The 12588-nt window shown below is 70.5% G+C and carries 13 protein-coding genes; 7 read left to right on the forward strand and 6 right to left on the reverse strand.

Going from position 1 to position 12588, the window contains the following annotated elements; translation table 11 throughout:
- Nucleotides 1-76 precede the first annotated feature (76 nt).
- From G3I54_RS13750 to G3I54_RS13765, 4 genes are all read right to left on the reverse strand, one after another.
- Nucleotides 77-601 carry a hypothetical protein gene (locus G3I54_RS13750; protein WP_164614477.1) on the reverse strand — a complete coding sequence of 175 codons (525 nt, stop codon included), beginning with the start codon at nucleotides 599-601 and terminating at the stop codon, nucleotides 77-79.
- 48 nt (nucleotides 602-649) lie between these two features.
- Nucleotides 650-1078 (reverse strand): hypothetical protein, encoded by a 429-nt coding sequence (locus tag G3I54_RS13755; RefSeq protein WP_164614479.1) that lies wholly within the window; start codon nucleotides 1076-1078, stop codon nucleotides 650-652.
- A 156-nt stretch (nucleotides 1079-1234) separates the two neighbouring features.
- A complete protein-coding gene (locus G3I54_RS13760) occupies nucleotides 1235-2221 on the reverse strand; it encodes a helix-turn-helix transcriptional regulator (RefSeq protein ID WP_164614481.1) in 987 nt (328 codons plus the stop codon).
- A 171-nt stretch (nucleotides 2222-2392) separates the two neighbouring features.
- Nucleotides 2393-3397 (reverse strand): helix-turn-helix transcriptional regulator, encoded by a 1005-nt coding sequence (locus G3I54_RS13765; RefSeq protein WP_203686179.1) that lies wholly within the window; start codon nucleotides 3395-3397, stop codon nucleotides 2393-2395.
- On the opposite strand from G3I54_RS13765, the gene G3I54_RS39455 reads away from it, so the two are divergent.
- Both G3I54_RS39455 and G3I54_RS13775 read left to right on the forward strand, forming a co-directional pair.
- On the forward strand, nucleotides 3396-3695 hold the full coding sequence (locus tag G3I54_RS39455; RefSeq protein WP_164614386.1) for a hypothetical protein: 300 nt from the start codon (nucleotides 3396-3398) through the stop codon (nucleotides 3693-3695). The two genes, G3I54_RS13765 and G3I54_RS39455, sit on opposite strands and share 2 nt — an antisense overlap.
- A complete protein-coding gene (locus G3I54_RS13775; RefSeq protein ID WP_030588701.1) occupies nucleotides 3692-4012 on the forward strand; it encodes a hypothetical protein in 321 nt (106 codons plus the stop codon). Before G3I54_RS39455 ends, G3I54_RS13775 begins: the two co-directional genes overlap by 4 nt.
- Before the next feature lie 127 nt (nucleotides 4013-4139).
- Here G3I54_RS13775 and G3I54_RS13780 read toward each other — a convergent pair whose 3' ends face one another.
- Nucleotides 4140-4541, reverse strand: a complete 402-nt coding sequence (locus G3I54_RS13780; protein ID WP_164614485.1) for a TIGR03618 family F420-dependent PPOX class oxidoreductase — start codon at nucleotides 4539-4541, stop codon at nucleotides 4140-4142.
- Nucleotides 4542-4686: 145 nt separating this feature from the next.
- Here G3I54_RS13780 and clpB point away from each other — a divergent pair, with 145 nt between their 5' ends.
- The gene (gene clpB / locus G3I54_RS13785) at nucleotides 4687-7272 is read left to right on the forward strand and encodes an ATP-dependent chaperone ClpB (protein WP_164614488.1); all 2586 of its coding nucleotides are present in this window, start codon (nucleotides 4687-4689) and stop codon (nucleotides 7270-7272) included.
- A 158-nt stretch (nucleotides 7273-7430) separates the two neighbouring features.
- Nucleotides 7431-7976, forward strand: a complete 546-nt coding sequence (locus G3I54_RS13790; protein ID WP_030082039.1) for a YbjN domain-containing protein — start codon at nucleotides 7431-7433, stop codon at nucleotides 7974-7976.
- A 67-nt stretch (nucleotides 7977-8043) separates the two neighbouring features.
- Here G3I54_RS13790 and G3I54_RS13795 read toward each other — a convergent pair whose 3' ends face one another.
- Nucleotides 8044-9240: a pyridoxal phosphate-dependent aminotransferase gene (locus G3I54_RS13795; RefSeq protein ID WP_164614490.1), complete on the reverse strand. Its 1197-nt coding sequence runs from the start codon at nucleotides 9238-9240 to the stop codon at nucleotides 8044-8046.
- A gap of 139 nt (nucleotides 9241-9379) precedes the next feature.
- Here G3I54_RS13795 and G3I54_RS13800 point away from each other — a divergent pair, with 139 nt between their 5' ends.
- The 3 genes from G3I54_RS13800 to G3I54_RS13810 all read left to right on the forward strand — a co-directional run bounded on the left by G3I54_RS13800 (nucleotide 9380) and on the right by G3I54_RS13810 (nucleotide 12578).
- A complete protein-coding gene (locus G3I54_RS13800) occupies nucleotides 9380-9685 on the forward strand; it encodes a hypothetical protein (RefSeq protein WP_164614492.1) in 306 nt (101 codons plus the stop codon).
- 705 nt (nucleotides 9686-10390) lie between these two features.
- On the forward strand, nucleotides 10391-10912 hold the full coding sequence (locus tag G3I54_RS13805) for a DUF2617 family protein (protein ID WP_164614494.1): 522 nt from the start codon (nucleotides 10391-10393) through the stop codon (nucleotides 10910-10912).
- 67 nt (nucleotides 10913-10979) lie between these two features.
- Nucleotides 10980-12578 carry a polyamine aminopropyltransferase gene (locus G3I54_RS13810; RefSeq protein WP_164614496.1) on the forward strand — a complete coding sequence of 533 codons (1599 nt, stop codon included), beginning with the start codon at nucleotides 10980-10982 and terminating at the stop codon, nucleotides 12576-12578.
- The last annotated feature ends 10 nt before the right edge of the window (nucleotides 12579-12588 follow it).

Raw genomic sequence — 12588 nt, forward strand, 5'->3', positions numbered from 1 at the left:
GAGAGCGGATGGACGCTTTCCCGGCCCCGTCTCGTGTCCGGGGGCGTGGGGCGGCGGGGCCTACGGCCCGGTGGGCCTACGGCAGGGCGGTGCTGATCGCGTCGACCGCCATCATCCACATCGGCTGGCCGCCGGTGCCGAACGCGGCGGCCAGGGCGTAGCCGATCGCGGCGTCGAGCGGCTCGACGGCGGCCCCGTCCCGCCACTCGGCGATGACCCGCCGGTCGCCGTCCGAGGAGAAGTCCCCGATGTGCTTGCCGTCGCGGGTCAGCCGGCTGCTCGGGATCGAGTCGGGCACGAGGCGGTAGGACGTATCCGCGCAGCGGACGTCGACCCGGTAGGAGCGGCGGCGGAGCTTGCCCTCCCCGGGCGTGATCGTGGCGTCCCGGCCGTCGACGGTGAGGGTGAGCCGGCGGGGGTCGCGGGTGCCGATGACGATGTGGTCGTCGACCTCGGCGCCGGGGGCGCGGGTGAGGACGACGCGGGGGATCCCCTCGCCGCTCACGATGAGCATCTCGTTCTGCTCGCCGGTGAGTTCGACCAGGATGTCCCCGTGGTGGTCGTCCTCGACGGCGGCGGGTGCGGGGGTGGTGTCGGTCATCTGGGCTTCGTGGTCCTTCTGTCGTACGGGAGGCGTTCACCAGTTCGGTCAGGACTGGCGTACGGAATTCTCGCAGGACGCGACGGTGGAGCGGGGGTCCCGGTCTGCCCGGCCTCCCTCGGCCACGAGCGTGACGGTACGCATGAGTTGGCGCCGGTTGTCGCCGGCCGTGAGGACGTGTGCCGCGCCGTTGCTGCGGGCCACCTCGGCGATGGCCCGATCGTCCGGCTCGACGAAGACGGCGAACGCCTGGTGGAGCGCCAACTCCCGGAGTACGTACAGCTGGTTGCGCAGCGGCTCGGCCCGGCCCGAGCGGGCGTCCAGCAGGATCACGTCCGGCCGGTGTACGGCGACGCAGGGCAGCAGGGAGTCCGGCGAGTGCCAGGGCGCGACGGTCACCTGCCCGGTCGCCTGCAGCGTCGCCCGGATCGTCCGGTGGAACGTCACATCGTCGGTTGCCAGGACGGCCTGGATCACGGTTCCCCCTGCGGACGACGGACCGGGTGGGCCGGGTGGGCCGGGTGGGCCGGGTGGGTCCGGTGGTCACCACGATGCCGTGTGGGCGGCGGGCCGGCCACCCTCAGCTTGCTGCAGTGCACCATCAGGACCGGTCGGCCTCCCATTGCATTGGTGTCAGTGCTCGCGTCGGTCGGCTTCCGCGATGCCGGACCGGGCGAGGAGTGCGCCGAGGTGGGTGCGGCTGGTGGCGCCGAGGGTCTGCATGAGTTTGGCGATGTGGGCGCGGCAGGTGCGGACGCTGATGCCCATCTTGCGGGCCACGACGTCGTCGACGTGGCCTTCGGCGAGGAGGCGGGCGATGCTGCGTTGTACGGCGGTGACCGGGACGTCCGGTGCCGCCGTGTGATGGTTCTCGGCCAGCGGGACGGCTTGCGCCCACAGGACTTCGTAGACCTGGATGAGGTAGGCGACCAGGGCCGGGTGTCTGATCCGCAGGGCGGTGTTGCGGTCGGCGGATGCGGGGATGTAGGCGACCGTCCGGTCGATGATGATCAGGCGCTCGACGGTGAGCTCGGTCGTGCGTACCGAAAGGTGCTTGGCCGGTACCTGGGACAGATAGTCCCTGACGGAGCTGCTGTACCGGGCCGGGTGTTGGTAGATGTGCCTGATCCGGGCTCCGCGTCGAATGGCGGTCTGGGCATTGGCCAGAGCCGCTCGCAGTGTTTCGGCGGGCCGATTGCTGCCTGGCTGGGCCGTCAGGATTTCATCGGTGGCCGTGGCCGTGGCTTCATCGATGGATGCCTGAATGGCTGCGATCCCCTCCAGGACGGTGATCGCCAGGTTGGGGTCGTCGTGGGCGACGGAGGTCAGAGGCAAGAGGGCTTGGCTGAGGGCGGTGGCGAGGCGCAGGCGCTCGTCGATCTCCCGGGAGACGGGCTGCAGCAGGTGGGCCAGGGCGGCAGACGGTGGCACGGGGCGCATCCATGTGTCGTCCCACGGGTCGGGATGGAGCAGCGCCAGATCGACGAGGCAGGGCACGGCGTTGAGCTCGGCCCGAGGAACACGCCCTGTCCGAAGGGCTTCCCGGTACACACGCAGAGCCGGTTCGCACACTTCGGTGTTCAGGTGAGGATGGGCCGGTCTGCTTTCGTCTGTACCCATTTGGGATCCCCCTGCTTTGTGCAGTGCAACAAGTGGACGGTGGCGCCAGGGTAGTTGTGCAGGGAATCTGGATGTGTCGCAGGGAGACGGGGGCCTTCGATGCGATCTGGGCGTGGCTGCACTCTCCCCCTTGTGCGGTCACGCCTGGGCCCGGGATGGGTGATCCCGCGGTCAGGAATCCGCTTCCAGGATTCCCGACCGCGCGATCAGATAGCCGAGTTGCGCCCTGCTGTTACTGCCGAGCGCGGCGCTGAGTTTGGCTATGTGGGCGCGGCAGGTGCGGACGTTCATCCCGAGGCGGCGGGCGATGGCCTCGTCGACGTGCCCCTCGACCAGCAGTTTGGCGATGGAGTGACGTACGCCGGAGATGCCCTCCGGTCGAGGGTCGTAAGGAATCTGCTCTTGCAACGGGACTGCGCGGTGCCAGAATTGCTCGAAGACCTTGACGAGGTATTTGACGATGCCGGGATGGCGTAGTTCGAGGGCCACGGTCCGGTCGTCCGTGGCCGGTATGAACGCAACGGTGTGGTCGAAGATCATGAGTCGCTCGATGAGCTCTTCGAGCGTTCGGATCTCCACCTTGCTCTCAGCCATGCGGGCCGCATAGTTGAGCGTTCCATGGCTGTGGCGGGCTGTGTGCTGGTACAGCGTCCGCATGCCCACGCCCCGTTCCGTCAGCGTGTGCCCCCGCTCCACGGCGATGTTCAGCGCATCCTCACTGCGTCCGCCCCCGGGCTGGATGGTGAGAACCTCCGACTGGCACTCGGACATGGCGAGCTTTATGGAGGCGTTGATGCGATTGATGCCTTCCAGGACAGTGATCGCGTGGGTGATGGGTGGTGTCAGGGAGCTGACCGCCATGAAGGGCTCGAAGGCCTCGGTGAGTTCCACCGAGAGGCGTCGCCGTTCCTGGATCTCGCGCTCGATGGGGTGGAGACGCTGTGTGAGCGCCGCGAACGCCGGTACCGGTCGTAGCCAGGTGGGGTCGTCCGGGTCAGGGTGCAGCAGGGCGAAATCCAGCAGGCATGGAGCAGACTCCACTTCGGCACGGGCTATCTTTCCCACGCTCAGCGCACTCGCGTAGAGCCGCGCCCCCTCGTCGCACAAAGTGGTGACAGAGTGGGGATGTGTCGGTTTCGCTCTATCTGTGGTCAATTCTCCACCCCCCAGGAACATGCATCAGCAGGAACATGATGCATCGCTTCTGTGGTTTGACGTGCCTCGATGGGCCATCGTCTTGTGGTGCGGGGGAGAGGAAACTTTGGAAGTGAGGACGAAGCCCACCATGTGTAAGAAAACGCTTCGCTCGGTGCTTGCCGTTGCCTTCTCCGCCGGGCTGGCGTCCGGAGTGCTCGGCGCCATCGATCTTGCCGCGGGCGCTGCGCCCGAGCGGGCTGCCGAGTTGCGTTCGGAGGCCGCACCACCCCCTGACCTGACCTGGGACTTTGTCCCGAGTGATTGGGGCAGCGCATGACCACCCCGCCGGACGACCGCACCTTCCGGCGCGAGATGGCGACCGCTTATCGCTCAGGGTGGCATTTCATCGATCTGCTCACGGCCCTCCCCCGCCGTGGCGACTCGTTGATGGTCACCCTGTTCGGAGAGCCGATCGTCGTGGTGATGGAAGAGGACGAGGATGTCCGCGCCTATCGCTGCCTCCGTCGGCCCCGTGGGGCGCCGCAGCCGGTCCGCTGCGCCGTCAGGTACGGCATGATCTTCGTCAACCTCGATCAGCGGGACCACGAGCTGTTCGACGCAGAACCCCTTTCCGCCACCCCCCGCAGTGCCTGAGCGATTCCCCCGTCGTCACCTGTCGCTCCAGGCGCTTCCCCCACACAGCGGCGCCACCGTGACCTGAACACGGTGGCGCCGTTGTGCTGTTCCGGGCCGGGACCCGGCCGTTCGCGACGGAACGGCCTCAGGCCTTGCCGAGCGCCCGGTCGAGGGTGATCTCGATGACGACCCGGGTCGGGTTGACGCGCGGCGGACGGCCGTAGCGCTCCTCGTGGCGGGCCTCCGCGTCCGCGACGGCCTCCGGTTCGGTGCGGATGACCGCGCGGCCCTCCAGGGTCGCCCAGCGGGCCCGGTCGATCTGGCAGACGGCCACGCGCGCCCCTTCGGGGCCGGCCGCGCGGATGTGGGCGACCTTGCGGCTGCCGCCGTCGGTGATCACACGTGCCACCCCGGCCTCCGGGTCGTACGTCACGCACACCGGCACCACGTGCGGCGTGCCGTCCGGGCGGGGGGTCGTCAGCGTGGACAGGTGGCTCTCGCGCCAGAACGCGACGTATTCGGGGGAGGGGTTGCGTACGTCTGCCATGGGGGCAGCGTACGAGGCCGGGTCTCGGGTGCCCGCAGCGCGTGCGATCAGTGCCTTGAGTGGAATAGACTCAACTTTGTGTACGTTGATTAAGTCAATGCACGACGTATGTCTGACCCCCAGCTGCGAGGAGGAGTAACCACACGTGGACGCCGAGCTGACCAACAAGAGCCGGGACGCCATCAACGCGGCCACCAACCGGGCCGTGAAGGACGGGCACCCCGATCTGACCCCGGGACACCTGCTGCTCGCGCTGCTGGGGGGCGAGGACAACGAGAACATCATCGACCTCCTCGCCGCCGTCGAGGCCGACCAGGCGCTCGTGCGCGGTGAGACCGAGCGGCTGCTCGGGACCCTGCCCAGCGTCACCGGTTCCACCGTGGCCCCGCCGCAGCCCAACCGTGAACTGCTCGCCGTCATCCAGGACGCCGCCCAGCGGGCGAAGGAGCTGGGCGACGACTACATCTCCACCGAGCACCTGCTCATCGGGATCGCCGCGAAGGGCGGCCGAGCCGGTGAGATCCTCGATGGGCAGGGGGCCGGCGCCAAGAAGCTGCTGGCCGCATTCGAGACGAGCAGGGGAGGGCGCCGGGTGACCACACCCGACCCGGAGGGCCAGTACAAGGCCCTGGAGAAGTTCGGCACCGACTTCACGGCCGCCGCGCGCGAGGGCAAGCTGGACCCGGTCATCGGCCGTGACCAGGAGATCCGCCGCGTCGTGCAGGTGCTGTCGCGCCGGACGAAGAACAACCCCGTGCTCATCGGCGAGCCCGGCGTCGGGAAGACCGCCGTCGTCGAAGGGCTCGCCCAGCGCATCGTCAAGGGCGATGTGCCGGAGAGCCTGAAGAACAAGCGGCTCGTCTCGCTCGACCTCGGGGCGATGGTCGCCGGAGCGAAGTACCGCGGTGAGTTCGAGGAACGGCTGAAGACCGTCCTCTCCGAGATCAAGGAGAGCGACGGCCGGATCATCACCTTCATCGACGAGCTGCACACCGTCGTCGGCGCGGGCGCGGGCGGCGACTCCGCCATGGACGCGGGCAACATGCTCAAGCCGATGCTGGCCCGCGGCGAGCTGCGGATGGTCGGCGCGACGACGCTCGACGAGTACCGCGAGCGCATCGAGAAGGACCCCGCCCTGGAGCGCCGCTTCCAGCAGGTGCTGGTCGCCGAGCCGTCCGTCGAGGACACCATCGCGATCCTGCGTGGGCTCAAGGGCCGTTACGAGGCCCACCACAAGGTGCAGATCGCGGACTCGGCGCTGGTGGCCGCCGCCACCCTCTCCGACCGCTACATCACCTCCCGCTTCCTCCCCGACAAGGCCATCGACCTCGTCGACGAGGCCGCCTCCCGGCTCCGTATGGAGATCGACTCCTCGCCGCTGGAGATCGACGAACTCCAGCGCTCCGTCGACCGGTTGCGCATGGAGGAGCTGGCGCTGAAGAACGAGTCCGACGCCGCCTCCAAGCAGCGTCTGGAGAAGCTGCGCCGCGACCTCGCCGACAAGGAGGAGGAGCTGCGCGGCCTCAACGCCCGCTGGGAGAAGGAGAAGCAGGGCCTCAACCGGGTCGGTGAGCTGAAGGAGCGCCTCGACGAGCTGCGCGGCCAGGCCGAACGCGCCCAGCGCGACGGCGACTTCGACGCCGCGTCCAAGCTGCTTTACGGAGAGATCCCTGGGCTGGAGCGGGAGTTGGAGGAGGCCGCCGAGGCGGAGCAGGAGGCTTCCAAGGACACCATGGTCAAGGAGGAGGTCGGCCCGGACGACATCGCGGACGTCGTCGGCGCCTGGACCGGCATTCCGGCCGGCCGGCTGCTGGAGGGCGAGACCCAGAAGCTGCTGCGGATGGAGAGCGAGCTGGGCAAGCGGCTGATCGGGCAGAGCGAGGCCGTGCAGGCCGTCTCCGACGCCGTACGGCGGACCAGGGCCGGGATCGCGGACCCCGACCGGCCCACCGGCTCGTTCCTCTTCCTCGGGCCCACCGGCGTCGGCAAGACCGAGCTGGCCAAGGCGCTCGCGGACTTCCTGTTCGACGACGAGCGGGCCATGATCCGCATCGACATGAGCGAGTACGGCGAGAAGCACAGCGTCGCCCGGCTCGTCGGCGCCCCGCCCGGCTACGTCGGGTACGAGGAGGGCGGCCAGCTCACCGAGGCCGTCCGCCGCCGCCCGTACAGCGTCGTGCTCCTGGACGAGGTCGAGAAGGCTCACCCCGAGGTCTTCGACATCCTGCTCCAGGTCCTCGACGACGGCCGGCTCACCGACGGCCAGGGCCGCACGGTCGACTTCCGCAACACCATCCTCGTCCTCACCTCCAACCTCGGCAGCCAGTTCCTCATGGACCCGCTGGTCAAGCCCGAGGTGAAGAAGGAACAGGTGCTGGAGGTGGTGCGGGCCTCCTTCAAGCCGGAGTTCATCAACCGGCTCGACGACCTGGTGGTCTTCTCGGCGCTCTCCGGCGACGAGCTGGCCCACATCGCCGGGCTCCAGATCGACCGGCTGGCGGCCCGGCTCGCCGACCGCCGGCTCACCCTGGAGGTCTCGCCCGAGGCGCTGGCCTGGCTCGCCCAGGAGGGCAACGACCCGGCGTACGGGGCGCGGCCGCTGCGCCGGCTCATCCAGACGGCGATCGGCGACCGGCTCGCCAAGGAGATCCTGTCCGGTGAGGTCCGCGACGGTGACACCGTACGGGTGGACCGGGCCGAGGACGGACTGATCGTCGGCCCCGCCTCGTAACCGCCGGTCACGAGCCGTCGCAGGCTGTGGGCGAAAGCCCGGCGGATCCCGTCCTCGCACGCTGTCTGTCAGCTTGTGGCGGATCGGGACCGCCGGGGCTTGCCATGCCCCGCCCGCCATGGGAGAGGATGGCCGCAACCGCACGAAGGGAAATAACGGTGAGCATCGATCCGTCCTCGATTCCTAATTTCGGGGGCCAGCCCGAACCGCAGGCGGCAGGACCGGAGGGCCCCGTCGTCCCTGACCAGGACCTCGTCAAGCAGCTTCTGGACCAGATGGAGCTGAAGTACGTCGTCGACGACGAGGGCGACCTCGCGGCGCCGTGGGAAGAGTTCCGGACCTACTTCATGTTCCGGGGCGAGGACGAGCAGCAGGTCTTCTCGGTCCGTACGTTCTACGACCGCCCCCACGCGCTCGACCAGCGTCCCGTCCTGCTGGACGCGATCGACGACTGGAACCGCCGCACCCTGTGGCCCAAGGTCTACACCCACGCCCACGAGGGCGAGGAGGGCGAGGCGGGTTCCGTCCGGCTGATCGGTGAGGCGCAGATGCTCATCGGCACCGGCGTCAGCCTGGAGCACTTCGTCTCCTCGACGGTCAGCTGGGTGCGCGCCTCGATCGAGTTCGACAAGTGGCTCGTCGAGCGCCTCGGCATCCAGCCCGCCGAGGACAAGAAGGACGGCGAGGAGCCCGCGGGCGCCTGACGCCACGGTCCACCTCAGCGGCCCGGGCGGCGGTCATCACGACCGCCTCCCGGGCCGTCGCCGTACTTCACCCCAGCCGCCCCAGCCGCTCCACCGCCTCCTCCAGCACCTCGTCCTTCTTGCAGAACGTGAACCGGACCTGGCCGCGCCCCGCCTCCGGGTCGTCGTAGAAGACCGAGTTCGGCACCGCCGCCACCCCGCAGCGCTCCGGCAGCGCGCGGCAGAAGGCGTAGGCGTCCTCGTCGCCGAACGGGGCGATGTCGGTGGTGATGAAGTACGTCCCCTCCGGCTCGTACACCCGGAAGCCCGCGGCGCGCAGGCCCTTCGCCAGCAGGTCGCGCTTGCGGCGCATGCCCTCGCGGAAGTCGGTGAAGAAGGCGTCGGGCAGGGCGAGCGCCTCGGCGATCGCGTACTGGAACGGGCCGCCGCTGACGAAGGTCAGATACTGCTTCGCCGCGCGCACGGCCGCCACCAGGGGCGCGTCCCCGGTGACCCAGCCGATCTTCCACCCGGTGTACGAGAACGTCTTGCCCGACGAGGAGATGGAGACCGTGCGCTCGCGCATCCCGGGGAGCGCGGCGATCGGGTGGTGCGCCCCCGTGAAGACCAGGTGCTCGTACACCTCGTCGGTGACCACCAGCAGATCGTGCTCCACCGCGAGGGCCGCGATTCCGGCCAGTTCGTCGGGGGTGAGGACCGTGCCGGTCGGGTTGTGCGGGGTGTTCAGGAGCAGCAGGCGGGTGCGCGGGGTGATCAGGGTGCGCAGTTCGTCGAGGTCCGGGCGGAAGTCCGGGGCGCGCAGGGTGAGCGGTACGCGCTGCGCGCCCGCCATCGCGACGCAGGCGGCGTACGAGTCGTAGTACGGCTCGAACGCGATGACCTCGTCGCCCGGTTCGAGGAGGGCGAGCAGCGAGGCGGCGATCGCCTCGGTGGCCCCGGTGGTCACCAGGACCTCGGTCTCCGGGGACCAGGTGAGGCCGTAGAAGCGCTCCTGGTGGGCGGCGACGGCGTTGCGCAGCTCCGGGACGCCGGGGCCCGGCGGGTACTGGTTGCCGTGGCCGGCGCGCAGCGCCCGTACCGCCGCCTCCCGGATCTCCTCGGGGCCGTCCGTGTCGGGGAAGCCCTGGCCGAGGTTGATGGAGCCGGTCCGCACGGCCAGTGCGGACATCTCGGCGAAGATCGTCGTGCCGAACGCGGCGAGGCGGCGGTTGAGCAGCGGTCGTTCCTGCGCCGGGTTTCCCGGGGTCGCTCGTCCCTGTGTCATGGGCGCCATCCTGTGCCGAAGCTCTGGAGTTGCTCAAGTCCGCTTTGGCGCCCGGACGAGGAGGGCATCCCCCTGTCACACAACAACGGGGAAGCGACGGGGGACCTCGCTTCGGGGGAAGGAAAGGCGGGTGGGGGCCATGGGCGTCTTCATCGCGATAGTGATCGCCGCGGCCGTCGTCGGAGGGCTGGTGGCCGTCCTGCGGAAGACCGGCGGCGGGAGCGGCTCGTCGTCGCGGTCCGGACGTCGGCGTTCCGCGAGCGGCTACTCGGCCGGTGGCGCCGGGGCCGGCTGGTGGGCGGGCGGCACCGACTCGGGCTCGTCCTGCGGCGGCGGCTCCGGTCACTCCGGCGGGCATTCCGGCGGGCACTCGGGCGGCCACTCCTGCGGCGGCGGCTCGTCGTGCGGCGGTGGCGGCGGGGGTTGCGGGGGCGGCGGTAGCTGACGGGGCCGCCCCGCCGGCGGCAGCTGACGGGGCCGCGGGCCGACGGGCGGTCGCGACAACGGGGAAGCGACGGGGGACCTCGCTTCGGGGGAGAGAAAGGCGGGTGGACGGCAATGGAGATCGTCTTGACGGTGCTGCTGCTGGGGGCGCCGGTGGTGGGCGCTGTGTGGCTCGTGTGGGGGATGGTGCGCGATAGCGGCCGGGATGCCGACGGGGGAGGCACGTCTGCTTCCGGCGGTGGAGGCACGCGGCCTTCCGGCGGGAGCCGGCCCTCCGGGGGGAGCCGACCCTCCGGGGGGAGCCGAAGCTCCGGCGGGAGCCGGCGCTCCGGGGGGCATTCGTGCGGGGGAGGCGGCGGCGGTTGTGGCGGGGGAGGCGGTGATTGACCCAGCCGTCGGGGGTCACCCACAGTGACCCCGGCACCGGGCGTCCGGAGGGTGAACTCCCTCCGGACGCCTTTTCGTTGAGCGACGCGGACGTTTTCGGTTGAACAAGTGAACCCGTGGGCCCCCGAGGGGATGGAAACCACGGCAAGTTGGTCGAAAACGCTGTGAGTGCGGCGTACTTCGTGATTCCCTCGTCGAAGAGAACATTCAGCCCTCGGACCCCAGTTGGGCCGGATCGGGCGCTCCCCACCTCCCACGCGCAGTCACCCGGGGCGTCCTGCTGTCCCTGCGCGTCCATGTGTGTTTGCGGAGCCCACCCATGCTCACCACCCTCCAGACGGCCTATTCCGATACCCGCGCCGCCGACCTGGCCTGGACGCTGGGGCGGGAGCCGCTGCCCGCCCTGGCGGTCCTCGATCTCCGGCTCGACGGCGCCGAACTCCAGTTGAGGCTGCTCGGCGCCTCCCACCAGGTCCTCCTCCGGGAGGACCGCGGCGTCTGCTCCGAGACCGTGGCGTGCATGCCCGGCAGCAGCACCCCTCTGCCCCTCGGCGTCGCGAAGCGGCTCGGGGACTGGGAGTACGAATTCGCCGCGCGCGTCGAGACCCTGACCCAGGGGCAGTTCGCCGGGCGGGCGCAGGAACTGCTCGCCCTGGTGAGCGACCACCCGCACGGGCTGGCGGGCACCTTCCCCGGCAGCCCGTACGCCTTCACCGCGATGCTCGCCCAGCGCACCGAGGGCCAGGTGCGGTGGCGTACCTGGCACGCGTACCCGCAGGAGGGGCAGTTGGTGGTGACCCGGACCCGGGTGGGTGTGCGGATTCCCGCACCCGCGGCCTAGTTGGCAGGGGTACTTACACCCGTGTGGGTGACAAGGTGCGATGGTGTCGTGACGTAGCGTTCGCGTCATGATCGACCAGCAGATGTCGCTGCGAGGGGGCGCGGCGCGGCTTCCCGTACGGCCGAGGACCGGCCGGTTCCTCGTGCTGGCCGCGGTCTTCGTCTGTGCCGCCTGCGGTCTCGTCTACGAGCTCGAACTGGTCGCGCTCGCCTCCTATCTGATCGGCGACTCGGTCACCCAGGCCTCCGTCGTGCTCTCCGTGATGGTGTTCGCGATGGGCATCGGCTCGCTTCTCGCGAAACGTTTGTGCTGCCATGCCGCCGTCGGTTTCGGCATGGTCGAGGCGGCTCTCGCGCTGATCGGCGGCTCCTCGGCGCTGGTGCTCTACGCCTCCTTCGCCTGGCTCGGCGAGTCGCAGTACGCCCTGGTCGGGTTCTCGCTGGCGATCGGGGTGCTGATCGGCGCGGAGATCCCGCTGCTGATGACGCTGATCCAGCGCGTCGACCGGCAGGACGCGGGCGGGGCCGTCGCCGATCTCTTCGCCGCCGACTACGTGGGCGCGCTGGTCGGCGGGCTCGCGTTCCCCTTTCTGCTGCTGCCGATGCTCGGGCAGTTGACCGGTGCGCTGTTCACCGGCGCGATCAACGCGGCGGCCGGCGGTGCGCTGGTCCTGTGGGTGTTCCGGCGCGACCTCAGCTCCCGTTCCCGGTGGCTCCTGATCCTGGTCAACCTCTCGGTGATCGCGATCCTGGCCACCGCCACGGTGCTGGTCGACGACTTCGAGCGGGCGGCGCGCCGGGCGGTGTACGGGGACCAGGTACGGGTCGCCGTGCAGACCGGGGTGCAGGAGGTCGTCCTGACCGGCGCCGACCGCGATTCCCTCGGCCTCTATCTGGACGGCCGGCTGCGGGTCAGCGCCCGCGACGAGTACCGCTACCACGAGGCGCTGGTGCACCCCGCGATGAACGGGCCCCGCGGCCGCGTGCTCATCCTGGGCGGCGGCGACGGGCTCGCCGCCCGCGAGGTGCTGCGCTACCCGGACGTCCGCGAGGTCACCGTCGTCGAGCTGGACCCGGCCGTCACCCGACTGGCCCGCACCGACCCCGCCCTCTCCGAGCTGAACGGCCACGCCTTCCGCGACCCGCGGCTCACGGTGGTCGGCGCGGACGCGTTCCCCTGGCTCCGGGCCGACCGGGGACGCTACGACGTGGTGGTCTCGGACCTCCCGGACCCGGGCATCACCGCCAGTACGAAGCTGTATTCCGCCGAGTTCTACGGGCTGGTCGCCGAGGCCCTGGCCCCGGACGGGCGGCTCGTGGTGCACGCCGGGCCGCTGGGCTCCCGGCCGCAGACCTTCTGGACGGTGGAGGCCTCGGTGCGCGCGGGCGGCCTCGCGACCCGCCCGTACCGCGTCACCGGCCGGTACGCGGGCCTCGCCGCGAGCCCGGACCGGGGCGGCGGCGACGCACGGGAGCGGGAGGACTGGGGCTTCCTCCTCGCCGGACCCGGCCCGGTGCCGCGGCCCTCGCTGGCCGCCGGAGGGCCCGTACCGCGGTCGCTGGGGGGCCGGGAGCTGCGCGAGGGGGCGCGGGCCGCGGACGACGCCCGGCTGTCGGGTCTCGCCCCGTCCACGCTGATCCACCCGCGGTACCGGGAGGACGCGTGAGACCGGCGGT

The organism is Streptomyces sp. SID14515, assembly GCF_010548505.1.
GTDB classification, from domain to species: Bacteria; Actinomycetota; Actinomycetes; order Streptomycetales; family Streptomycetaceae; genus Streptomyces; species Streptomyces caviscabies.